The following is a 21,809-nucleotide window of genomic DNA, read 5'->3' on the forward strand; positions in this document are numbered from 1 at the left end:
TCCCGCCCGTCACGGGATTGCCCCTTCCGGCGCCCGGGTGCGAGCGATACGCAGATCGCCCACCGCTTTGACCCGGATTCTGGTGGCTTCTCCGGGCAGATACGGGATCGGGATGTCGTCCTCGTCGATGATGGCCACGCTGGAAGGCGCAGCACCGGCGGCAACCGCACGGTCCACCGCCTCCTGCCGTGCTTCGTCCATCGTCTGCCTGCGCCTGCCGGGCGGGATGGTGAAGATCCTGTCGACCTCGCCGGAAACCTGCGCGATCGCGGCCCCGACTGCATTGGCGACCGCGTAGTGCTCCGGACGGACGACCGGCCCTACCCCCTCAAGCCGCTCCGGGAGCAGTGCCGATCCGCCGCCCACGCCCACCACCGGGAACTCGCCGGGCGCGGTCCGCATCGAGTTCACCGCATCGGCGTGGCGGGATGCCATGTCCCGCAACGCGTCATGCACCAGCTGCTCGTCTAGATGGCGTACCAGGGATCGGTCGCCGATGTCAGCCCTCCCTGCCGCCACGGCCACATCAGTGGCGGTGAGGACGTCGCCGCCGAACACCAGTCCGCGGCGGGAAAGGCGGTATCCGACGGAACCCGGCCCCACCCGCACCGGCGGACCCGGGCGTACCAGGCTGCCGCCGCCGATGGCGATGGAAATGACGTCAGGCATGCGGAAGTTCGTGGGAACGCCAGCGACTTCCACCGCGCTGGTCGCCTCACGAGGAAAGCCAGCACGCAGCATTCCGACATCGCTGGTCGTGCCACCGAAATCGACCACTGCGCAATCCCTCACTCCCGAGAGCATCGCGGCGCCACGCATCGAGTTCGCCGGGCCGGAGGCGAACGTCGAGACCGGGTATTCCTGGACCGTTTCGACATCCATGACAGTGCCGTCGTTCTGCGACAGGAACAGCGGCGCGGTGATGCCGCAGGCCCGCACGACGCCATGCAACGCCGCAGCGACCTCCTCCGCGAGGAGGCGCAGTGAGGCGTTGATGATGGTGGCGTTCTCTCGTTCCAACAGGCCGATCCGCCCGATCCGGTAGGACAGCGACACAGGGACATCGGGGAGCACCTGACCAAGCACATCTGCGGCCTCCTCTTCGAACTCGGCGTTCACAGGGGAGAACACCGAACTCACGGCGATGCTCTGCACCCCCGCTTGACCGAGTCGCTCGCCGATTCTCCGTAGCCCGGCCACATCGAGCCGCGAGATCCGCCGACCGGTGAACTCGTGTCCGCCGGCCAGCAGATGCCCGCTGGCGTGCAGGGCGTCCCGCAGATGCTGCGGCCACTCGGTGAACGGCGGCAGCGCAGCCGTCGCGGGAAGACACAACCGGATGGCCGCGGTGCGAGCCAGCCGGTCGGCCTCGACCAGGGCGTTGAGGAAATGCGTGGTGCCGACCATGACGGCATCGACGTCCGCAGTCAGGAACGGACGCTGACGCTGCAGATCGTCCAGTGCCCCGCGGATCCCTGTCGAGACATCAGCGGTGGTGTGACGCTTGGCCACCGCGACGACCGCTGACCCGTCCATGAGGACGGCGTCGGTATGAGTGCCCCCGACGTCGATTCCTATCCGCATATCTCCACAGTGTGCCTTATCTCACACCCTGACCGGATCGGTGTCATAGCCGAAGTACCGCGGGCCAACCAGCGCGATCCCTTCCTCGGTGTGCCACCGCGCATCTGCCGGCGAGGCGATCACCGCGATCCGGGCCCCGTACCGCAGGTTCTCTGTGGTGATGGGCTCTCCGGTCTCGATGTCCAGCGCCATGATGAGATCCGGAGTGGTGACCTCCGTGGCCCCGTCGATCTCCGCGATCAGGATCTCATTCTGGATGTAAAGCCTCATGACCGTGCCCTCACGTCCACCGAAACCTGCGATCGTGACGATGCCCCGGGCGAAGCCCGTCTCGGTCTTCCGCTCGAGGTCCGTGATCTTGCCCGCGAAGAGCTTTCGTCCGCCGACTGCGGCCACGACGGCCTGCACCGGGTCCCTGTGTTCCTTCTGCGCGGCCTGGATCGCCGCTCCGATGTCGATGCATGCCGAGAGGGTGCCCGGCACGTAGGACTTCCTTGCCTCCTCGCCGTCCATGGCATACAGCGAGATGATCGCGGAGCATCCCATGTCGATGGTGGCCGAACGCGCCAGCGTCTCCGCCCATCGGTTGCTGATCGTGTCCAGCACGCCCCGGTTTCCCTTCTCATCCATGATGGTCATCGGGGTGGCGCGGATGCCGTAGAGCGAGGGGATCACCATCTGGAGCTCGGGGAAGGCCCGCCCCATGAAATCGCCGTCCACGAGCGGGAGACCCAGCTGAGCGGCCGCGACGAACGGGATGGTCGAGTTGACGCCGCCGGCCTCGATGCAGGCGATATGCGTGGGCTTCTTACCCAGGTAACCTGCCAGGGTCTCCACGGCGGCGGAGACCTGATCGATAGTCGGCACCTTCTCCACCATGACGGTGGGCGCGCCCATCATAGCCACGGGAAGCACGACTGAATCGTCATCAAGGTCGTCCACTGCGGCGAGACTGATGGGACCGTGCTCGCGAATCGTCGCTTCCGCCAGAAGCGCACCGATGTAGGGGTCTCCGCCTCCTCCCGTCCCCAGCACCGCGGCCCCGCGCGCCAGCGCGGGAATGTCCTCGAGCACGACAGTGCGCATGGTCACACCCCTTTCAGATCGCCGACGGCCTTGCATCGGATCCGGGTCGCGTTGCCCGGCAGATATGGCAGGGGGACCTCGTCGAAGTCCACGATCCGCACGGTGTCCCTGTCCGCGCCGGCCTCCACCGCCCGGTCCACGGCGGCCTCACGGGCTTCGGCCACAACGTCGTCGCGGGTTCCCGGCGCCACCGTGAACACCTGATCGATCTCGCCCCCGATCTGGGCGATCGCGGCGCCGATGGCGTTCGCCACGGCGAAGTTGTCCGGACGGACCATCTCGCCGAGCCCGGGAAGCCGGTCCGGCAGCAGAATCGATCCGCCGCCGACCGCCACCACCGGAAGCGGATCGGATGAAGTGCGCATCCGGTCCACCCCCTCTGCGACATCGTCAGCGATGCGTTGCACCGCAGCCGTGACAAAGTCCTTGTCCAGGTGAGCGACCCTGGACGGATCGCCCATCTCCGCCATTCCCGCAGCCACGGCGATGTCACTGGCGGTGAGCGTGGCGCCGCCGAAGACGAGTGCCTCGGTGGTGAGCCTGTAACCCACAGACCGGGGCCCCACCGCGGCTTCGGCGGAGACGAGGCTGCCGCCGCCGATGCCGATGGAGTAGACATCCGGCATGCGGAAGTTGGTGCGCACGCCGCCGATCTCCACCTCCGTGTTGGCCTCGCGCGGGAACTTGTTGACCAGGATGCCGATGTCCGAGGTGGTTCCGCCGACGTCCACCACGGCGCAGTCTTCCAGGCCCGACAGCACAGCGGCACCGCGCATCGAATTGGTCGGACCGGAGGAGAACGTGCTGATGGGGTACTGCCGTGCGTAATCCGCGCCCATCAGCGTGCCGTCGTTCTGGGACAGGAAGAGCGGAGCGGTGATGCCGTAGTCCGCAAGGGAACGCTCGAAGCCGCCCACGACGGTCTGGGCCATGGCGGACAGCGCCGCGTTGGCGATCGCAGCGTTCTCCCTTCCCAGCAGCCCGGTGCGGCCGATCCTGCTGGAAAGCGAGATCGACACCGCAGGGCCGAGCTCCTCGGCGAGGATCTCCGCCGCACGCACCTCGAATTCGTCGTTGACCGGGGAGAACACAGAGGAAACCGCCACGGCTTCCACGCCATTGGTCCTCATGTCCGCGGCGATGCGTTTGATCTCATCGGGATCCAGTGGGGAGATCTCCCGGCCGTCGAATTCGTGACCGCCGTGGGCAAGATAGCTGCGGCCCCCGGTGGCCTCCACGAGACGCTGGGGCCAGTCCACCATCGGCGGCAGCGAAGCCGTAGCCGGCAGACCGAGTCGCAGAGCTGCGACCTTCACGAGCCGACGTGCTTCGACGAAGGCGTTGACGAAGTGGGTGGTGCCGATCATCACCGCCTCGATGTCGCCGGGGTCGAAGTCCCGTTCGGCCTTCAGCCCGTCAAGCGAATTGACGATCCCGGTAGAGATGTCGTCGGTGGTAGGGGCTTTGGTTCCCGCGAGGACGGTGTCGCCCTCCATCAGGACGGAGTCGGTGTTGGTCCCACCGACGTCGATTCCGATGCGCACTAGGTAGTCCTTTCCATATCAGGGCTTCGAGGGTGTCAGGGCGCCGGCGCGGCCTGTTTCGGGGCAGCGAGCTGTTCCAGCGGAGTCCAGTCGTGGTCCAGCCCAAAGCAGCGGGGCCCCCAGACCTTCAACGCCTCGGGTGTGCGCATGATCTCCGGCGTAGAGATCCCCAGCACGGTCACGCGCTGGCCGTACCGGGTGGATTCCGTCGTGATCGCCTCACCCGAGTCAGAATCCAGCACGCAGATGAGATCCGGGACGACCCCGACGACTTCGCTATGACCAGCCGGATCGACCATCCGCGCGATGATGTTCTCGTTGCGGAAGTCGATCACCAGTTCGTCCTCGGCACCGAAGACGGCGATCTTCAACGTGCCTGAGCTGAAGCCGTCCACCACCTGCCGTTGCACGTCGGTGACCTTCCCGGTGGCGATCACGTGCGCGTAGCCGTAGATGGAGTCCTGCACCACGGAGGCGATCGCGGCGATCGGATCGGAGTGTGCCTGGTTGGCCTCGCGCACCGCGGCGCCGAACGACTGGGCAAGACCCAGCGTGCCGGCCACAGCCGTGCGTTTCACATCCGCTCCGCTCATCGGATACTCCGCGATGTAGGCCGCCCCGCCCATGCGGATCGTCACGGCACGAGCGAAAGATTCCATCCGGACGTTGTCGTCACCGGTCTCGACGACGACGTGATCCCCATTGGCGTCCGAGACGACCAGCGGTGAGCCGGGCACCCCGTAAACCCCGAAGGTCTCCATCTGAAGCTCCGGGAAGGCCCGCCCCATCCCGTCGCCGTCGACCACGGGGATGCCGGCCTGTGCGGCGGCCAGGAGCGGGATCATCGAGTTCAGCCCGCCTATCTCCATCGGGATGATGAAATCGGCCGTCTTCCCGATGCGCGTCTCCAATGCACGCAGGGAGTTCAGCGCTTCCTCACCAGCAGGGAGCTTCTCCACCACGACGGTCGGGGCTCCCATCATGGCGGAGGCGATCACGCACGCCTCGTCCGGCACTTCGTCCGGATGGACCACGGTGACCGTCAATCCGTCGCGGATGGCTTTTTGCACCAGCAGCCGGCCGATGAGCGGGTCGCCTCCGCCTCCGGTGCCGAGGATGCCGGCGCCGATGGCGATGTCGTCGATGTCCTCGACAGTCAGGATGCGGGTCATGCCGCGGCCTCCGTCTCGGTGTTCGACTTCAGCAGAGCGCTGTCCTTACCGAACCGGTTAAGCAGGAAGAGCACGATACCGGCCGAGACCATGCCGTCGATCACCGGCATGCTGGTGATGAGAACGGGCGTGTAGGTGGTGATCAGAGCCACGACGGAGCCCACGATCCACGCGGCAAGGGCGAAGGGACGCAGGACCGGCACCGAGTCCAGCAGGGAGGTGCCGTAGCGCGATCGCTTGCCGAAGTAGTAGTCGGCGATGATCACGCCGGCTACCGGCGGGATGAACACGCCCAGCACGTTCAGGAACGCGGGGAAGTTCTGGTAGATGCCCATCAGCGCCAGGACGATACCCACGACGCCGGCGATGGCGGTCAATTGCCACTTCTGCAGTCTGGTGAAGATCACCGCCAGTCCCAGAGCGGCGGAGTAGAGGTTGTTGTCGTTGGAGGACCACTGAGCGAGCATCAGCAAGACGAGAGCGAGCACGCCCCAGCCCAGGCCGATCATGATGTTGACGATGTCCGAGGTCCCGGTCTCCATCGCCATCAGCGTTCCCGTGATGAGGACCAGCGGGGTGACGACGCCGAAGGCCAGTACGGCTCCGCCGATCGTGTGTGCCGGCGATTTGGCGTACCGTGAGACGTCCGGCGCGATGACCGCGCCGACGATGAAGGAGCTCACGGTGAGGGAGATGCCCACACCGACGCTGATCGGTTCGCCATTGCCTTCCATCGCTAGGATCTCGTCCCAGGTGTTCGCCTCCAGGACCCGCCACGTGGATGCGATGATGAGGACCGCCATCAGCGGCACCGCGAGCTTGGAGAGGATGTCCAGCGCCTTGTAGCCGATCACGGCGGTGGAGATCATGAGCACGCCGCCGATGATGATGAACAGCCACGAACCGACGGAGCTTCCGGTCAGCGTCGTCCATGCGGTCGCCGCGGTGTCTCCGAAAAGCCCCAGCTGAACAGCGAACCAGCCGTAACACCCGAGCGCCATGATGAAGGCGATGAGGACGATGGCCGAACGCCCGAAGGCGAACCGTGCCGCCATGGCAGTGGAGAGCCGAAGACGCGCGCCGATGATGCCCGTCAAAGAGGTGACGACGGTGAGGATGGCTCCGCCAACGAAAGCGGCGACGAATGCCTCGCGAATGTTCAAGCCGTCGCCGATGGTGCCACCGGTCAGCAGCAGTCCCAGGCTGATGCCGACCCCGGACCACACGAGGCCCATGGAGAGCCAGGAGTGCGACTTCTCCTCCGGGACGGTCTCCCGGCTGTAATCCTTGAATGCCCTATTCGCTTTGCTGATTGCCGTTGACATGTGAGCGTTCCCCTCAGATTCTCTCTTTGATGCGGGGCGGATAGTAGGTGGCTCGACTGGGGACGGCCTTGAGCCTGACGGCCTGTTCCAATGCGGTGATGGCCGAGCCGGTGGGATCCATGACGGGGATCTGCCCGTAGTCGGCGCTCAGCCGCGCCGAGACCGCGTGGGCCACATCGAGCATGCCGGTGCAGCCGAGTACGAAGCTCTGTGCTGCCCCGCTGTCCAGGGCCGCCCGCGCCTGAGCCTCGAGCCGGTCGACCAGAACGTCGTGCTGGCCGACGGAGAGCACGGGCATGTCCACCACGCGGATATCGGTGACCCGCTCGCTCAGGCCGTAGCCGCCGATGAGGCGGTGCAGCATGGAGAGCACATCGGGCAGCACCGTGAGGATACCGATCTTGTCCGCAGTGCCCAGCGCCGCGTGGATGGCTGGTTCGAAACCCCCGAAGACCGGGCCATCGAAGATCTCCCGGGCCGCATGCACACCGGGCTCGGCAAAACAGGACACGAAAATGCCGTCTATCCCGTCATCCTTGGCCTGCTGGACGAGTTCGAGGATTCCGGGAACGCTGAGCGCCTCGTCGTAGCTGTTCTCGATGGACTGCGGTCCGCGTTCGATCTGGACCACGTCCACCTGCGTGCCCACGGCGCACCAGGCCTGGGCTTCCTCCTGAACACCGGCCAGCAGGGACGCGTCGATGATCGGAACGATGATCCGTAGCTTGATTGCCATAGCGGCTCCCTTCGTTCTGCCGCCTGCCGTAAAGGAAGCGGCGGCGAGCATGTCCGCGAGCCTAAGAAGCACCCCGCCACACCGGAATGGGCACATTGCACAGTCCTGGTGCACCACGCGCCAGTGTGCACTGCATCACACACGCCGGTGAGGGTTTCTGAGAGTGAAATGTCTGGTGAGAGTCGTGACCAAGGCGGTGACAGGAGATGTTTCAGCCATATGAAGAGTGAATCTTCAACAGCGCCGCCTGGCAGCACTACCCGCCAGATCGCTCCTGTGCGGCGACCGGAGAGCGCGATCCCCTAGCCGTGCGGTCGCGCCGGGCGCCCCAGCCCCACGGCCAGCAGCGCCACCAGGCATACGGCCGCCGCCGTGAAGCCGAGTCCGGTGAAGCCCACCAGCGCCAGCACGACTCCGGCGAGCGCGCCGCCGGCAGCCCCGGCCAGGCTCATGAAGGTGTCGAGCGTCCCCTGAGCGGCGACCCGCGCCGAGGCCGGCACGGCGACGACCAGCATCGACGACCCGGCGACGGTCGCCGCAGACCAGCCCAGGCCCAGCAGCACGAGGCCGGCCATGGTGAGCGTGTGCGCGTGCCCGCTCAGGCCGGCCAGCACGGCGGCGGCGAGCAGGATCACCTGGCCGCCCGCCAGGACCGCTCTGGCGCCCAGCCGGTCCGCGAGCATGCCCATCACCGGCGCGAGGGCGTACATGCCGGCGATGTGCAGGCTCACAGTCAGCCCGACCAGGGTGATGGCGGCGCCGTGCCCGCTCATATGGACCGGCGTCATCGACATCACCGCCACCATCACCGCGTGGGCGGTCAGGACGCCGATGAAGGCCCGTCGCCCCGTGCTGCTGCGCATCAGGGCGCTCAGGCCGGCTTTCAGACCTGCGGCTTCAGCGTGCTCGGCGGCCGCGGTGACCTGAGCCCCCTCGGCGGGTTCCCCGGTCCCGGCGTCCCCGGTTCCCTCAGCGCTGGCCACCCGGCCGGAGGAGCCGGGCACGAGCGACTCCGGCGCCGGCGCGGGACGCCCGCCCGGTCCGCTTTGACCGGCGGCCTCCTGTGCCTCCTGGCGGAGCCGCCGGGCGGTCAGGTACGGGTCCGGCTTCAGGCCCCACCACAGGACGGCCATCCCGAGCAGCAGTCCGGCGGCCGCGATGACGAAGAGTCCCGCCAGGACGGGAACGCCGAGAGCAGCTGAGAGCCGTTCACCGGGGCCGAGCAGATTGGGGCCGGCCACCGAGCCGACCGTCGTCATCCACACCACGAGGGAAAGGTCCCGGCCGCGCCGTCCGGGACGGCTGAGATCGGTGGCCGCGAATCGCGCCTGCAGATTCGCAGAGGTGGCGAATCCGATGAGCGCGGCACCTGCGAGCAGCAGCGGGAAGGCCCCCAGCACGGCGGCGGCGATCACGACGAGGCTGCCGCAGAATGCCACCAGCAGACCGGTTGTCAACGCCCGGCGCCTGCCACCGCTGGGAACGAGCCGGGCCAGTAGGGCGGAGCCGAAGGCAGCGCCCAGGGTCGTGGCAGTGGCCGCGGAGCCGGCCCAGGCCTCCGAACCGGACAGGTCGACCGCCAGCAGTGAGCCGGTGGAGACCACAGCCCCGGCGCCGATGCCGCTGAAGACCTGGGCGGCGGACAGGAGGGCCACGGTGCGGCGCTGCAACCGGAGAGAGTTCGTCACACAGCACACGCTAGCTTCCCCGCCACGCCGCAGGGCAGGCGGCTCCGGGACACCGCGCTACACCGCCGCCACACGGACAGCGCTGTGGGCTCTCGATGAGCCTTTGAAACGGCGCACAACGGGCGGGGCAGGCGCGCTGCAGGCACCAACCGACGGGCCAGTCGGCCGTCGCTGGCGGGCAGCACCACGTCAAGCCGCCGGGCACCGGCGCGTACCCTCGGGAGACCGCGTATCCTTAAGGAGACATGTCACGGATCTTCACCAAGACCGGACGCCCCGCGGGGCAGAACGTGCGGGGCGAGGCCGCGGGGCTGCGGTGGCTGGCCGAGGCGGAACCGGCCGGGGGTGCGCGCGTCGCCCGGGTGATCGCAGTGGACGAGGACCGCCTGGAGCTGGAGTTCATCGAGCAGGCGCCACCCTCGGCCCGCGCGGCCCGCGCCTTCGGAACCGCCCTGGCCCGCACCCATGCGGCCGGCGCGCCCTGGTGGGGTTGCCCGCCGGCCGGATGGCAGGGTCCGGACTGGGTGGGCAACAGCCGCACCCCGCTCATCGGCGACCAGCAGAGCGCCCCGCGGACCTGGGGGGAGTTCTACGCAGAGCACCGCATCATGGAGTTCGCCCGGCGGCTGCACCAGGCAGGTGTCGTGAACGCCGATGAGTACCGTGTCTTCACGCGGCTGGCGGACCGGCTGGCCAGCGGCGAACTGAACGCGCCGCAGCCGGCCCTGGTGCAGGAAGCCGGGCACGAGGTGGCACGGTGCCACGGCGATATGTGGTCCGGCAACGTGCTCTACGACGGCACCGGCAAAGGGGCGACGCTGATCGATCCGATGGCGCACGGCGGCCACGCGGAGACCGATCTGGGCACGCTCTCCGTCTTCGGCTTCCCCCATCTGGAGGACGTCTATGCGGGGTACGACGAGGCCTCGGCGCTGGCGGACGGCTGGCGCGAGCGGATTGAGCTGCATCAGCTGGGCATCGTGATCATGCACGCGGACCTGTTCGGCGGCAGTTACACCGGGGCAGCGCTCCGGCTTGCCCGGCGGTACCTGTAGCGCGCGTGCGGCACACGGCCCGGGCGCCGGCGCTCAGGCCGGGCGCGGTCCTCCGCTCGGGCTGCGGCGCGGTTCTCCCGATCCGGCCTTACGGCCCGGCCAGCAGCAGGAGCACCGCGCCCAGCAGCGCCACGATCCCCAGCCCGAGAAGCAGCACGATGCGCTGGACGGCCCGGCGGTCCGGCGCCTCGCGGCACAGGCTGACCGCGAGCGCCACCCGTGCCGGCGAAGCCATCCCCAGCAGAGACGCGGCGACGTTGTGCCCGGCCATGACGAGCAGCACATCGGCGTCCAGCGCGACCGCCATCTGTGCCTGCGGCCCGGCGAACATCGCGTTAGCCCCGGTATTGGAGGCCGTGATGTACCCGCCGAGGCCCGCTACCGCCGGAGCCAGCGCCAGGTAGCCTTCCCCCAGCCGTGCCACCGCCGATGCCAGCACCTCAGACATCCCGGACACGGCCATCACGACGCCGAGGACGATGAACAGGCCCGTGGCCGGCCCCACGCCGAGCCAGGACCGGCCGATGCGCGCGGCCGCCCCGGTTCCGCCACCGCGAGGCCGGAGCCCGCGGGCCGCCACCAGCGAGGCGATCAGCAGCCACAACGCGGGTGAGCCGAGTGGCCGTGCCAGAGCAGCGGCACCAGGTGCCGCCTGGGCCAGCGCCAGCAGGCCGAGGCTAGCCGTGAGCACTCCGCCGAGCAGCACCGCATGCGGCAGCAGAGCCCGGCGGACCGGTGCGGGCACGGCCAGGACTCCCCCGCGCAGCCGGCGGAACGTCAGATGCACCACAAGCGTCACAGCGGCGCCCGCCGCGCCGGCCGGGGCCGTGCCGATCAGCAGATTCGCCCCGAGCACGGCCGCCCAGAGGACCGTTCCGGAGGCCAGGCCGGCGCCGATGGCCCACCACCGCCGGTCATCGGCGGCGAGCCATGCGGCCAAGGCGCCGACTGCCAGGAAGACCGGCAGGCTGAGCCACGCCGTCGCCACGCCCAGTTCCTTGAACGGCAGGCCCGCGAGTTCTGCGGCGATGAGGGTGCCGGGCGCCAGAGACCCCCACGGCACCGCGCACAGCCCGAGCAACGCGATGACGGCGGCACGGCCACCTGGCATCCCCAATGCCAGGAGCAGTGGCAGCGCGATCACCACGCCCACCCCGAAACCGGTGAGCGACTCCGCCAGCGGCGTGACCCCGTGGACGATCGCGAGGATGGGCGCCACGCCTCGCCCCAGCGCTGCTTTCAGCCAGTCCGCGATCCGCCCTTGCGCGCCGCTCACCCGGGTCAGCTCGGCGAAGGCGATGCCGCCCAGCACGATCAGAAGCACTTCGATGAGCAGGGGCGACCACTGCGTGAGCGCGCGGGACGCCTCCGGCCAGGGCACCGGGAACCACAGCGCCGCGATCAGGAGCGCCGATGCGGCCCCGGCCAGCGCGGAGCGGGTCGCCGGGGCTCCGGCCATGAAGGCGGCGATCGCCAGAACCGGCGGCACCGAGGCAAGGACGATGAGCACATGGCCTTCCTATCACCTCGCCCTGCGGCTCGACGGGCTCGGCGCGCCTCGCACGACGGAGCGCGCCTGGTCCTGCCCGCTAGGAGCTTCGCCCTGCGGTTGGCTCGAAGCGGTTGACCTCAAAAGGTCGCGTTGCCCGTGAATATCCGATCACCGTGACCATTTCGGCTCGATCCGCGCCGGGCAACGCGACTCGCAGGGCGGGCTGGCGCGGCTCGCAGGGCGGCTCGGCGCCGGAGCAACTGCCGGGAATACCCTCCGGGCCCCGCGCAGTTGCGTAGGTGACATCAGGAGCCCAGGGGCCGGTGACCGGCGCGCGGGCACGAGCAGAGGGAGTCGCCATGTCCACCATTGCCGTCATCGGAGGCACCGGGTACACCGGGACGAACATCGTCCGCGAGGCCGCTGGCCGCGGTCACCAGGTCATCTCGCTGAGCCGTTCAGCCCCGTCGGAGCCGGTGGAGGGTGTGCGGTACGAGCACGGTGAGGTGCTGGAGCACGCTCCGGCGCTCGTCGAGACCGCCGATGCGGTGGTCGCCACGCTCTCCCCGCGCGGGGACACCGCGGGGACGATCCCGGCTCTGTACGGCCGGCTGGCCGAGCTCGCCGCCGAGTACGGCACGCGGCTGATCGTCATCGGCGGCTTCTCCTCCCTGCGCCCCTCCCCGGACTCGCCGCGGTTCGTCGAGGGGGACATCCCCGAGCAGTTCGCCGCCGAGGCCGCCGAGATGGACGCCGTCCGGCAGTGGCTCCAGGACGAGGCGCCCGAGCAGCTCGACTGGCTCTTCGTCAGCCCGGCCGGCAGCTACGGTTCCTTCAATCCCGGCGAGGCACGCGGGACCTACCGCATCGGCGGCGAGATCGCCCTGTTCGACGATGACGGCGAGTCCGCCATCTCCGGGGCGGATTTCGCCTTGGCGGTCGTCGACGAGATCGACGACCCGCAGCATCGCCGCGCGCACATCGGCGTGGCGTACTAAAGGGGCGCGGGCATGCGGATCGACGTCTGGGCCGATGTGGCCTGCCCCTTCTGCTATCTGGGCACCGCACAGCTGGAACGGGCGCTGGCGTCCTTCCCGCGGCGGGACCAGGTCGAGGTGCGCTATCACAGCTTCCAGCTGGACCCCGATGCCCCGGTTGAAGCGGCCGGCAGCGGCATGGAGATGCTGGCGCGCAAGTTCGGGCGCTCGGTGGAGGAGACCCGCCGGATGACCCGCGGGACCGAGGAGCGGGCCGCCGCCGAGGGGCTGCACATCGACCATGAGGCCATTCAGCCGGTGAACACCTTCGATGCGCACCGGCTGGTGCATCTGGCCACGGAGCACGGCGCCGGCCATGCGGTCCTGATGCGGCTCTACCAGGCGTACTTCAGTCGCGGGGAGAACGTGGCCGATCACGACACCCTGGCGGCCATCGGCGCCGAAGCCGGTATGGACGAGGCCCGCGTCCGGGAGATGCTGGCCACGGACGAGCATGCCGAGAACGTCCGGGCCGATGTCCGGCAGGCCGCTGAACGGGGCATCCAGGGCGTGCCGTTCTTCGTCTTCGACCGTGTGCATGGCCTCTCGGGAGCTCAGGGCGCCGAGACCCTCAGCGCCGTCTTCGCGCAGCTCTGGGAGAAGACGGCGTAAACGCGCTCGGTCAGGGTCGGGCGTCAGCCCGCCACGCGGGTGCGTCTGCGCCCCAGAGGCCGCCCATGTGCGCGTAGCCGGACGGGGCGCCGGGGAAGTCGAGCGCGGGAGCCGCGCAGACGAGCACGCCTGCCGGGGTCCGACCGGTCACGGTGGGCGCCTCCTCCTGTTCACCGGGCGCTCCGCTGCCGCGACCGTCCCGGCGGCCACCTCCGGTCTGTGATCCTGCCGCGGACGCCGACGCGGGTGCACCGGTGCTGCTGGCGCTCGCGGGACATGCGGTGTTTCGCGGCCCATACGAGGCCAGCGCCCGGGAACCGGCCTCATCCGGGGCCGGCGCGGCCATCAGCTCAGCGGCGACCCTGGCCAGGGACACCGACACAGCCCGTCCCCGGCCGTCTTCACGGCGCGCAGCCACCGCCAGAGTCAGGGCGGTCGCGAGCAGGTGACCGGCGGCATGGTCGAGCGCCTGCGCCGGAAGCGCACCGGGACGGACGTCTTCACCGGCGGCCACGCCTTCGATCACGGCGATGCCGGACGCCGCCTGGACGATGCTGTCGAACCCGCGCCGGTCCGCCCACGGTCCGGTGTGTCCCCAGGCGCTCACGCGACCGACCACCAGCCCCGGATGCCTGGCAGCCAGTTCTTCGGTGCTCAGGCCGAAGGCGCCGAGAGCCCCGGGCCGGTATCCGGTGACCAGGACATCGGCGTCCGCCAGCAGCTCCTCGAACTTCCGCCGCCCCTCGGGCGAGCGTAGATCCAGCAGCGTCGAGCGCTTCTCCTGCCCGGTGTCCAGATGCTGCCACGCGGCCTCGGGAAGATGCGGCGGATCCACCCGCAGCACCTCGGCTCCAGCGAAAGCCAGGGCACGGGTGGCGACTGGCCCGGCGATCACCCGCGTCAGATCGAGGACCCGTACGCCGCGCAACGGCAGATCCCCGGCGGCGGCACCCGGGGGCTTCCGCCCCGGCACCGCACCTCCGATCTCCCGGACGCCAATGAGCGGTTCCGCGGCGACCGCCCGGCCCTGCGGGTGCGCGGCCCACTCCTCCGGCCTTCGCACCGCGACCACCACCGCTCCGGCCGCTGCCGCGCGGTCCTCCAGTTCGCGGGCGGAGAGCGCGCCGATGACCTCCGCCACCCGTGCTGTCGCCGTCTCGTCCGCGGTGCCGGGGCCGATGCCCAGCAGGGCACGCAGGCGCTCTTCGTGATGCGGGTAGTTCGCATGCGTGCGCACCCAGCCGTCGGCGGCGGGCCAGAAGCCGGACAGCGGGGCCCATGCCCGGGGAGGCTGCCCGTCGAGCCGGAAGAGACGGTCGCTGCGTGCCGAAGCGGCGATCCGCCGGCCATCGAGCCGCACCCACGGGCCTTCAAGTCCGGCGGGTGCAGAGGCAGTGGCAGCGGGTGCAGCCCGCGCAGCGGGTCCGCCGGATACAGCGAGGGCGGCGAAGGCCAGACTGGCGGCACCCATGGTGCCGGCGAGGAGCCCCGCGGCGTCGAGACGGGAACGCAGCGGCACAGGAGGCGCGGGCGACCCGAGGCGGTGCAGCATGGCCGGGTCGCCACCGGCCGCAGCCCATGCCCGGGCCGCGAAATGTCCTACCGTCATCGGCGCCTGCACCCCCTTGAAGACCGTGCCGCTGCCATTCTCTCCGAGCGTGTCAACCGGGGGGAACAAATCGTGCTACGATTTCGCTGCATTAGATGCAAACAGAATAGATACACGAACATCGAGCCGCGGCCGGGATGATCACGACAGATCTGGTGCCGCCTCGGAAGGGAAGCACCATGCAGTTCGGCATCTTCTCGGTGAGCGACATCACCCGCGATCCGACGACAGACCACACGCCGAGCGAGGCCGAGCGGATCAAGGCCGCCGTCGCCATCGCCACCAAGGCCGAGGAGGTGGGCCTGGACGTCTTCGCCATCGGTGAGCACCACAACCCGCCGTTCTTCTCCTCCGCGCCCACCACGCTGCTGGCGTACATCGCCGCGCAGACGAAGAACCTGGTCCTGTCCACCGCCACCACTCTCATCACGACGAACGATCCGGTGCGCATCGCCGAGGAGTACGCGATGCTCCAGCACCTCGCCGGCGGACGCATGGATCTGATGCTGGGCCGGGGCAACACCGCGCCGGTGTATCCCTGGTTCGGCCAGGACATCCGGCAGAGCCTGCCGCTGGGTCTGGAGAACTACAACCTGCTGCACCGGCTGTGGCGGGAGGACGTCGTGGACTGGGAGGGGAAGTTCCGCACTCCGCTGCAGGGCTTCACCTCCACTCCCCGGCCGCTGGACGATGTGCCGCCGTTCGTATGGCACGGCTCGATCCGCACGCCCGAGATCGCCGAGCAGGCCGCCTACTACGGCGACGGGTTCTTCGCCAATCACATCTTCTGGCCGAAAGAGCACTTCATGCGGCTCATCCGGTTCTACCGGCAGCGCTACGCGCACTACGGCCACGGCACCGAGGACCAGGCGATCGTGGGCCTGGGCGGGCAGGCGTTCATCGCCAAGAACTCTCAGGACGCCTACACGCAGTTCCGCCCGTACTTCAACGAGGCGCCGGTCTACGGCCACGGGCCACGCCTGGAGGACTTCGCCGAGCAGACGCCGCTGTCGGTGGGGAGCCCGCAGGAGGTCATCGACAAGACGCTCACCTTCCGCGAGCACTTCGGCGATTACCAGCGTCAGCTGTGGCTGATCGACCACGCGGGCCTGCCGCTGGGCACCGTGCTGGATCAGCTCGAGCTGCTCGGCGGCGAGGTCGTGCCGGTGCTGCGCAAGGAGATGGCCGCGCGCCGCAAGGCCGGCGTCCCGGATGCCCCGACGCACGCCAGCCGGGTGAAGGACAAGTACGGCGATGCCGAGCCGCGGCAGCCACGGCCGAATGCCAACCGTGGTGACAACGTCACGGGCGGCTCCCCCTATCAGGACACCGACGAGGGCGTTCGCGCCTCGTTGCCGGAGCTGTGAGGACAGTGGACACGACTGAGGAAACGGCCCCCCGCGGCCGGAGCGGACGACCCGGCCGCGCTGCCCGGGCCAATGCCGCCTGGGAGGCGCTGCTGACCGCGCACGCCGTGCTAATGAAAGAGTTCACGGCCGAGAACATCTGGGACGAGATCTCCATCCGCGAGTACGACGTGCTGTACACGCTCTCGAAGTGCTCCGCGCCGCAGAAGCTGCGCGAGCTGCACCAGCACGTGCTGCTGAGCCAGCCGGCGCTCTCACGCATGGTCGACCGGCTGGTGCAGCGGGGCCTGGTGGACCGCGAGCCCGACCCCGATGACCGCCGCGCCACCCGGCTCTCCCTCACCGAGGCGGGCAGGAAGGCGCAGCGGCGGGTGGGCCGCAAGCACGCGGCGAGCGTGGCGGCAGCGGTCGGCCGCGCGCTCGATGACGACGAGATGGTCCAGCTGGAGGCACTGTGCCGGAAGCTGCTGACCGGCACCGGCGACGAGGACGGGGATGAAGGAGAGTGACCCGATGAGCGACACTGCACCGGGACCGGCGCCGGTACGGCGGGAGTTGCGGCTGGCCGTCGTCAGCGCGGGCGCGAGCGATCCCTCCTCGACCCGTATGCTCGCCGACCGCACGGTCGCGGCTGCCGGCCGGCTGGCGGCGGCCGAGGGGATCACGCTGCGAGTGGACGTGGTCGAGCTGCGCGAACTCGCGCAGGAGATCACCACCGCGATGACCTCGCAGTTCCTCGGCGAGGGACTGAACGCGGCGGTGGAGACCCTGCGCACGGCGGACGGGATCGTGGCCAGCACACCGGTCTACAAGGCCGGTCCGAGCGGGTTGTTCTCCGCGTTCTTCCAGATCCTGGACAACGACCTGCTGATCGCCAAGCCCGTCGTGCTCGCCGCGACGGCCGGTACCGCGCGGCATGCGCTGGTCGTGGACGAGCAGATGCGCCCCGTCTTCGCCTATCTGCGCACGATGACGATGCCGACCTCCCTGTTCGCCTCCACGGAGGACTGGACCGACCCGGCGCTGAGCAAGCGGATCGAACGTGCCGCGCGGGAACTGGTGCTGCAGATGGACAGCGGCTTCGAGCGGCGGGTGCGCGAGGAATCCTGGGGCAGCTATCAGCACTCCTTCGGCAGCGCCGGCGGCACCGAGACCGGCATCGAACTCGATTCCGATCTGATGCGCCTGGCAGCCGGCGGTCAAGCCTGAGGCTACCGGCTCGGCGGCCAGCGCTGCATCGGCGGCGCGCTTCATGGGGGCCGCACCACACCCATCACCGCCCCTGCGGCGGCCGCACCACACAGCTAGAGCTTGCGGCGCCGGCGGCCGGGCGGGCGGCGCAGCCGCGGATGCGTGAAGACGAACACCGCGACCAGGAGCATGATGGACGCGCCCACCATGACCGGAAGCTGGGGCATGGCGCCGTAGAGGGCAGTGCCGGCGGTCGGCGCCACGACGAAGGTCAGGCCGTTGGTGGCGCCGATGAGCCCGGCCATCCCGCCCTGCTCCTCCCGGGAGACGAGGAGGCTGGGACCGGCGGTATAACCGGGAAGCCCGATGCCCAGGCCCAGGCCGATGGCGAACATCGCCAGGAGAAGCAGCGGCAGGCCGGCATCGGGGATCAGCAGGCTGTACCCGGCCAGCCCGATGACGCTTCCGACCCGGAGCAGCATCGGCGGGCCCCAGCCGGAACGCGGCACCACGAGGCTCTGGCCGGTGACCATGCCCAGGCCTGTCACCAGCAGCGCCGCACCGGTGAGCATGCCGGTCTGCTCGGCGGTGAGCCCGAGCCGGTCCTGCACGATGAAACCGGTGATGACCATGATGAAGCCCAGGGCGGTGAACATCCCGAAGCCGGCGAGCAGGAACGGCCAGATGCGGCGGTCGAGGGGGCTCACCCGCACCGGCCGGGCGATGAGCTGCGTACGCGACTCGGGCCGGAGCCGCAGGCTCACCAGGAGAAGACCGACGATGAGCAGGACCGGCACGGTCACCAGCGGAGCCATGAGGCCGAGGCCGGAGAGCATCCCGCCCAGGACCGCGCCGCCGACCATCGCCATGCCCTGCACCGCGCCGATCCCGGCCATACCGCGCACCCGCGAGACCTGATCCGTGGTGACATCGGCGATATAGGCCTGCGCCGTGGGCGGTACGGCCGCGATCGCGGTGCCGAACAGCAGCCCCCGCAGCAGCGCGAAGGACAGGAACAGCGCCGTGCCGGTCACGATGCCGCTCATGCCCAGTCCGGCCATCAGCGCGAACAACGTGGTGGCGATGAACGCCAGGATGAAAGCCGCGACGAGCACGGGCTTGCGACCCAGGGACTGCGAGCGGCGGCCCCACATCTGGCTGGTGAGGACCATCATGAAGGCTCCGGCGCTGACAGTCGCGCCGATCTGCCATTCAGCGAGGCCGACTTCGCGGGAGAGCGGCGCGATGATGGGGTTGAGCGCCATCTGCGCCAGGAAGACGAGGAACACCGCGGCAAGCACCAGCCGCACCTGGGGTGCCTGCTCGGCGGCCGTCATCATCGTCCTTTCCGTGCGTCTGGCGGTTCCGCCAGGATTGTCGTTCTTCGCCGGTGCCTGCAGCGCGTGGGCAGCGCGACTTCGTCATGCATGGGCCGGTCGATCGGCCCGCCCCGGATGCGCGGGGTGCGTCCGGGACCGCGCGGTCTTCCAGCGACGGAGCCCTTCGGGGCCGGACTCGCTCGCCGCCCCAGCTTGGATGGTGCTGCTGACATGACTGGCCAGGGCGCGCCTCCACATCGAGGGCGAGTCCCGGCCTTCTTCTTCGGAGCCTATCCCAGCGCCGATGGCGCCGGCACCGGCGGGGGTGTCCTGAAGCGCCCGTGCGGTGCGCGGCCCGTTAGATTGAACGTCATGGCCGAGAGGAGCAGGCGGGCGTTCACGCCGCTGGAAGAACGGATCGACGCCTGGGCTCACGACCGGCTGGAACGCCTCTCGTCCGGCGGGCGGATGCGGACCGCGCTGCTGGAGTTCGTCGTCTTCGTGCTCAAGCAGGCCTGGGCATGCGTGTTCGGCGCGGCGATGCTGGCCCTCCTGGTCGCCGCGCGGCTCTGGTACCCCGACGATGCCGCGCTGGCCCGCAGCGACGCGCTCGTCCTGGCGGCCGTCGGGATCCAGGCGCTGATGCTGGCCTTCCGCTTGGAGAGCGGGCGCGAGCTGTGGGTCATTCTGCTGTTCCACGTGGTGGGCACGGTGATGGAGATCTTCAAGACCGCGGTCGGCTCATGGCAGTACGGCGGCGAGGGCCTGCTGTGGATCGGCGGCGTGCCGCTCTACACCGGGTTCATGTACGCCGCCGTGGGCTCGTACATGGTGCGGGTCTTCCGGCTGTTCGATCTGCGGTTCGACCGGTACCCGCCGCGCTGGGCGACCGCGATCCTCGCCACGGCGATCTACGTCAATTTCTTCGCGCATCACTATCTGCCCGATGCGCGCTGGGTCCTCCTGGCGCTCGTGGTGCTGCTCTACCTGCGCTGCACGATGCATTTCCGCAACCACCGCGCCCGGGGCTGGCGGCGGATGCCGATCCTGGCCGCCTTCGCCGGGGTGGCGTTCTTCATCTGGGTCGCGGAGAACATCGGGACAGCGGCCGGGGCGTGGATCTACCCCTCCCAGACCGACGGCTGGGAGCTCGTCTCCGCCGCGAAGCTCGTCTCCTGGTTCCTGCTGATGATCATCTCGGTGGTGCTGGTCACCTTCGTATACCGCCCGCGCGGGAGGGATGGCGCAGCGCGCTGACGCTGCGGCCCACACCTCGTCCGCGGAGGGGACACCGTGACCGGGCAGGCCTCCGGCTGGGGTCCTCGTCAAGCGCCGCTTCGGGCGTCACGGGGTCGCCGCAGCCGACAGGAATACGCATCGGCGGCGGGGCCTTGCACTGGATGTGAAGAAGATCGGATACCTCTCGTTCGGCCATTACCGGGACATTCCCGGCTCGCACACTCCCACCGCGCGCGATGCGCTGCTCCAGGCGATCCAGCTGGCGCAGGAGGCGGAGCGGGTCGGTGTGGACGGCGCGTTCCTGCGAGTGCACCATTTCGCGCCGCAGCATTCCGCGCCGTTCCCGCTGCTGGCGGCGATGGCGCAGGCCACCGAGCGCATCGAGCTGGGCACCGGGGTGATCGATCTTCGTTATGAGAACCCCCTCTATATGGCCGAGGAGGCCGCCATCACGGACCTCATCTCCGGCGGCCGTCTGCAGCTGGGCATCTCGCGCGGCTCACCGGAGCCGGCGCTGCGCGGCTGGGAGGCGTTCGGCTATCGCACCCCGGAGGGGATGTCCGTGGCGGAGATGGCCCAGCAGAAGGCGCATGTCTTCCGGGAGGCGATCCGCGGGGCCGGGGTGGTGCAAGCCGATCCGCAGATGACCGGGCACGACGGAGCTCTCGCCATCGACCCGCTCTCCCCCGGTCTGGACGAGCGCCTCTGGTGGGGTTCGGGCACCCGGGCCAGCGCCCGATGGGTGGGCGAGCAAGGCTTCAACCTGCAGAGCTCCACCCTGCTGACCGAGGACACCGGCGAGTCGTTCGATGCGCTGCAGGCGGAGCAGATCGCGATCTACAAGGACGCGTGGCGGCAAGCCGGTCATTCCGGGGAACCCCAAGTATCGGTGTCCCGGAGCATCATCCCGCTGGTCACCGACGAGGATCACCGGTACTTCGGGGTGCGGGCCCAGGCGGAGTCACGCGACCAGGTGGGGCACCTGGAAGGCGGGCTGGCCCGGTTCGGCCGCAGCTACATCGGCGAGCCGGAGAAGCTGGTGGAGGAGCTGGCCGCCGATGCCGCAGTCGCCGCCGCCGACTATGCGCTCGTCACGGTGCCCAACCAGCTGGGCGTGGGGTACAACGCCCGGCTGCTGGAGTCCATCGTCACCCGGGTGGCGCCTGACCTCGGCTGGCGGTGAGCACGGCTGCGAGAGTGACGCCGTGGCCGGCCGCCAGCGCCGCCGCGATCCCAGCGGGCATGAGCAGCGCACCGAGCACGGCGGTCGCAGCCGTCTTACCCGGCCCGTGTTCCCGCACGACCACGAGATGAAGTGCCGCAGCACCGAGTAGCGCGGGCGCGGTGGCGGCGCCCGGGTTGTACCGGCGTTCGGCGGCGGCCCGGCCGATGTGCACCAGTGCGTTCGCGCCCAGCGCTCCGGCTGCCGCAGCGTGCAAGGCCGTGGCACCGGGTCGCCGGGACGATAGCACGGCGGCGACTGCACCAGTGAGGGCGAGCATGACGGGAGCCAGGCGACGCCGCCCGTAGAGGCCCTCCAGGCGAGGGAACCGCGCCGCGAGTGCGGGCGGGAGCATGCCTCCTCGGTTGAGGAACGTCAGCTCCTCGGCGTTGTGCACCACGAAGACGGCGGCCAGCAGACCGCGTGAGGCGTTCGAGCCCAGCTCCATACCGTCAGCGTAGCCCCGCGCCCCGGGGAGATGGCTGACGTCCGCCCAGGACGGACCGAAGCCAGCGGGAGCCGCAGCAGGCC

19 protein-coding genes are annotated in these 21,809 nt (G+C 69.7%); 8 read left to right on the forward strand and 11 right to left on the reverse strand.

All coding sequences use genetic code 11. From position 1 onward, the window contains the following. Positions 1 to 9: 9 nt before the first annotated feature. From IEW13_RS12835 to IEW13_RS12865, 7 genes are all read right to left on the reverse strand, one after another. On the reverse strand, positions 10 to 1,584 hold the full coding sequence (locus IEW13_RS12835; protein ID WP_188551323.1) for a hydantoinase/oxoprolinase N-terminal domain-containing protein: 1,575 nt from the start codon (positions 1,582 to 1,584) through the stop codon (positions 10 to 12). 21 nt (positions 1,585 to 1,605) lie between these two features. After that, positions 1,606 to 2,670: an S-methyl thiohydantoin desulfurase family protein gene (locus IEW13_RS12840; protein ID WP_188551324.1), complete on the reverse strand. Its 1,065-nt coding sequence runs from the start codon at positions 2,668 to 2,670 to the stop codon at positions 1,606 to 1,608. A gap of 2 nt (positions 2,671 to 2,672) precedes the next feature. Beyond that, complete coding sequence (locus IEW13_RS12845; RefSeq protein WP_188551325.1) at positions 2,673 to 4,214, reverse strand: hydantoinase/oxoprolinase N-terminal domain-containing protein; 1,542 nt, start codon at positions 4,212 to 4,214, stop codon at positions 2,673 to 2,675. Positions 4,215 to 4,249: 35 nt separating this feature from the next. Beyond that, positions 4,250 to 5,386, reverse strand: a complete 1,137-nt coding sequence (locus IEW13_RS12850) for an S-methyl thiohydantoin desulfurase family protein (protein WP_188551326.1) — start codon at positions 5,384 to 5,386, stop codon at positions 4,250 to 4,252. Further along, complete coding sequence (locus IEW13_RS12855; RefSeq protein ID WP_188551327.1) at positions 5,383 to 6,711, reverse strand: cytosine permease; 1,329 nt, start codon at positions 6,709 to 6,711, stop codon at positions 5,383 to 5,385. Before IEW13_RS12855 ends, IEW13_RS12850 begins: the two co-directional genes overlap by 4 nt. Positions 6,712 to 6,724: 13 nt before the next feature. Beyond that, a complete protein-coding gene (locus tag IEW13_RS12860; RefSeq protein WP_229745156.1) occupies positions 6,725 to 7,447 on the reverse strand; it encodes an aspartate/glutamate racemase family protein in 723 nt (240 codons plus the stop codon). 302 nt (positions 7,448 to 7,749) lie between these two features. Continuing rightward, entirely contained in the window at positions 7,750 to 9,135 is a 1,386-nt protein-coding gene (locus IEW13_RS12865) for an MFS transporter (protein WP_229745157.1), read from the reverse strand. A 245-nt stretch (positions 9,136 to 9,380) separates the two neighbouring features. On the opposite strand from IEW13_RS12865, the gene IEW13_RS12870 reads away from it, so the two are divergent. Then, on the forward strand, positions 9,381 to 10,190 hold the full coding sequence (locus tag IEW13_RS12870) for a fructosamine kinase family protein (protein ID WP_188551329.1): 810 nt from the start codon (positions 9,381 to 9,383) through the stop codon (positions 10,188 to 10,190). A gap of 88 nt (positions 10,191 to 10,278) precedes the next feature. Here IEW13_RS12870 and IEW13_RS12875 read toward each other — a convergent pair whose 3' ends face one another. Then, positions 10,279 to 11,700, reverse strand: coding sequence for an L-lactate permease (locus tag IEW13_RS12875; RefSeq protein WP_188551330.1), 1,422 nt, complete (start codon positions 11,698 to 11,700; stop codon positions 10,279 to 10,281). A gap of 341 nt (positions 11,701 to 12,041) precedes the next feature. Here IEW13_RS12875 and IEW13_RS12880 point away from each other — a divergent pair, with 341 nt between their 5' ends. Both IEW13_RS12880 and IEW13_RS12885 read left to right on the forward strand, forming a co-directional pair. Further along, positions 12,042 to 12,680 carry an NAD(P)-dependent oxidoreductase gene (locus IEW13_RS12880; RefSeq protein WP_188551331.1) on the forward strand — a complete coding sequence of 213 codons (639 nt, stop codon included), beginning with the start codon at positions 12,042 to 12,044 and terminating at the stop codon, positions 12,678 to 12,680. A 12-nt stretch (positions 12,681 to 12,692) separates the two neighbouring features. Beyond that, positions 12,693 to 13,331, forward strand: a complete 639-nt coding sequence (locus IEW13_RS12885) for a DsbA family oxidoreductase (protein ID WP_188551332.1) — start codon at positions 12,693 to 12,695, stop codon at positions 13,329 to 13,331. A 10-nt stretch (positions 13,332 to 13,341) separates the two neighbouring features. On the opposite strand, the gene IEW13_RS12890 is transcribed toward IEW13_RS12885, so the two are convergent. Further along, positions 13,342 to 14,940 carry a CoA transferase gene (locus tag IEW13_RS12890; protein WP_188551333.1) on the reverse strand — a complete coding sequence of 533 codons (1,599 nt, stop codon included), beginning with the start codon at positions 14,938 to 14,940 and terminating at the stop codon, positions 13,342 to 13,344. Between the two features lie 179 nt (positions 14,941 to 15,119). On the opposite strand from IEW13_RS12890, the gene IEW13_RS12895 reads away from it, so the two are divergent. Genes IEW13_RS12895 through IEW13_RS12905 form a run of 3 tightly spaced genes read left to right on the forward strand, consistent with a single transcriptional unit; the run spans position 15,120 to position 17,516 of the window. Next, positions 15,120 to 16,307 carry an LLM class flavin-dependent oxidoreductase gene (locus IEW13_RS12895; protein ID WP_188551334.1) on the forward strand — a complete coding sequence of 396 codons (1,188 nt, stop codon included), beginning with the start codon at positions 15,120 to 15,122 and terminating at the stop codon, positions 16,305 to 16,307. Between the two features lie 5 nt (positions 16,308 to 16,312). Further along, the gene (locus IEW13_RS12900) at positions 16,313 to 16,816 is read left to right on the forward strand and encodes a MarR family winged helix-turn-helix transcriptional regulator (RefSeq protein WP_229745158.1); all 504 of its coding nucleotides are present in this window, start codon (positions 16,313 to 16,315) and stop codon (positions 16,814 to 16,816) included. Positions 16,817 to 16,820: 4 nt separating this feature from the next. After that, positions 16,821 to 17,516: a CE1759 family FMN reductase gene (locus tag IEW13_RS12905; RefSeq protein ID WP_188551335.1), complete on the forward strand. Its 696-nt coding sequence runs from the start codon at positions 16,821 to 16,823 to the stop codon at positions 17,514 to 17,516. A gap of 95 nt (positions 17,517 to 17,611) precedes the next feature. Here the strand turns inward: IEW13_RS12905 and IEW13_RS12910 are convergent, their stop codons facing one another. After that, positions 17,612 to 18,835, reverse strand: coding sequence for an MFS transporter (locus IEW13_RS12910; RefSeq protein WP_188551336.1), 1,224 nt, complete (start codon positions 18,833 to 18,835; stop codon positions 17,612 to 17,614). A gap of 354 nt (positions 18,836 to 19,189) precedes the next feature. Here IEW13_RS12910 and IEW13_RS12915 point away from each other — a divergent pair, with 354 nt between their 5' ends. Next, positions 19,190 to 20,074 (forward strand): DUF817 domain-containing protein, encoded by an 885-nt coding sequence (locus tag IEW13_RS12915; RefSeq protein ID WP_188551337.1) that lies wholly within the window; start codon positions 19,190 to 19,192, stop codon positions 20,072 to 20,074. Between the two features lie 139 nt (positions 20,075 to 20,213). Continuing rightward, positions 20,214 to 21,239: an LLM class flavin-dependent oxidoreductase gene (locus tag IEW13_RS12920; RefSeq protein WP_188551402.1), complete on the forward strand. Its 1,026-nt coding sequence runs from the start codon at positions 20,214 to 20,216 to the stop codon at positions 21,237 to 21,239. On the opposite strand, the gene IEW13_RS12925 is transcribed toward IEW13_RS12920, so the two are convergent. Further along, positions 21,205 to 21,726: an HXXEE domain-containing protein gene (locus IEW13_RS12925; protein ID WP_188551338.1), complete on the reverse strand. Its 522-nt coding sequence runs from the start codon at positions 21,724 to 21,726 to the stop codon at positions 21,205 to 21,207. The genes IEW13_RS12920 and IEW13_RS12925 overlap by 35 nt on opposite strands. Between the last annotated feature and the right edge of the window lie 83 nt (positions 21,727 to 21,809).

It is taken from the genome of Sediminivirga luteola (assembly GCF_014639315.1).
In the GTDB taxonomy this organism is placed as follows: Bacteria; Actinomycetota; Actinomycetes; order Actinomycetales; family Brevibacteriaceae; genus Sediminivirga; species Sediminivirga luteola.

What these genes read in the sequence shown, in the direction of transcription:
- IEW13_RS12835 (WP_188551323.1), bottom strand. Translation starts at nt 1,584, where the DNA reads ATGCGGATAGGAATCGACGTCGGGGGCACTCATACCGACGCCGTCCTC.
- IEW13_RS12840 (WP_188551324.1), bottom strand. Translation starts at nt 2,670, where the DNA reads ATGCGCACTGTCGTGCTCGAGGACATTCCCGCGCTGGCGCGCGGGGCC.
- IEW13_RS12850 (WP_188551326.1), bottom strand. Translation starts at nt 5,386, where the DNA reads ATGACCCGCATCCTGACTGTCGAGGACATCGACGACATCGCCATCGGC.
- IEW13_RS12855 (WP_188551327.1), bottom strand. Translation starts at nt 6,711, where the DNA reads ATGTCAACGGCAATCAGCAAAGCGAATAGGGCATTCAAGGATTACAGC.
- IEW13_RS12860 (WP_229745156.1), bottom strand. Translation starts at nt 7,447, where the DNA reads ATGGCAATCAAGCTACGGATCATCGTTCCGATCATCGACGCGTCCCTG.
- IEW13_RS12870 (WP_188551329.1), top strand. Translation starts at nt 9,381, where the DNA reads ATGTCACGGATCTTCACCAAGACCGGACGCCCCGCGGGGCAGAACGTG.
- IEW13_RS12880 (WP_188551331.1), top strand. Translation starts at nt 12,042, where the DNA reads ATGTCCACCATTGCCGTCATCGGAGGCACCGGGTACACCGGGACGAAC.
- IEW13_RS12885 (WP_188551332.1), top strand. Translation starts at nt 12,693, where the DNA reads ATGCGGATCGACGTCTGGGCCGATGTGGCCTGCCCCTTCTGCTATCTG.
- IEW13_RS12890 (WP_188551333.1), bottom strand. Translation starts at nt 14,940, where the DNA reads ATGACGGTAGGACATTTCGCGGCCCGGGCATGGGCTGCGGCCGGTGGC.
- IEW13_RS12895 (WP_188551334.1), top strand. Translation starts at nt 15,120, where the DNA reads ATGCAGTTCGGCATCTTCTCGGTGAGCGACATCACCCGCGATCCGACG.
- IEW13_RS12905 (WP_188551335.1), top strand. Translation starts at nt 16,821, where the DNA reads ATGAGCGACACTGCACCGGGACCGGCGCCGGTACGGCGGGAGTTGCGG.
- IEW13_RS12910 (WP_188551336.1), bottom strand. Translation starts at nt 18,835, where the DNA reads ATGACGGCCGCCGAGCAGGCACCCCAGGTGCGGCTGGTGCTTGCCGCG.
- IEW13_RS12915 (WP_188551337.1), top strand. Translation starts at nt 19,190, where the DNA reads ATGGCCGAGAGGAGCAGGCGGGCGTTCACGCCGCTGGAAGAACGGATC.
- IEW13_RS12925 (WP_188551338.1), bottom strand. Translation starts at nt 21,726, where the DNA reads ATGGAGCTGGGCTCGAACGCCTCACGCGGTCTGCTGGCCGCCGTCTTC.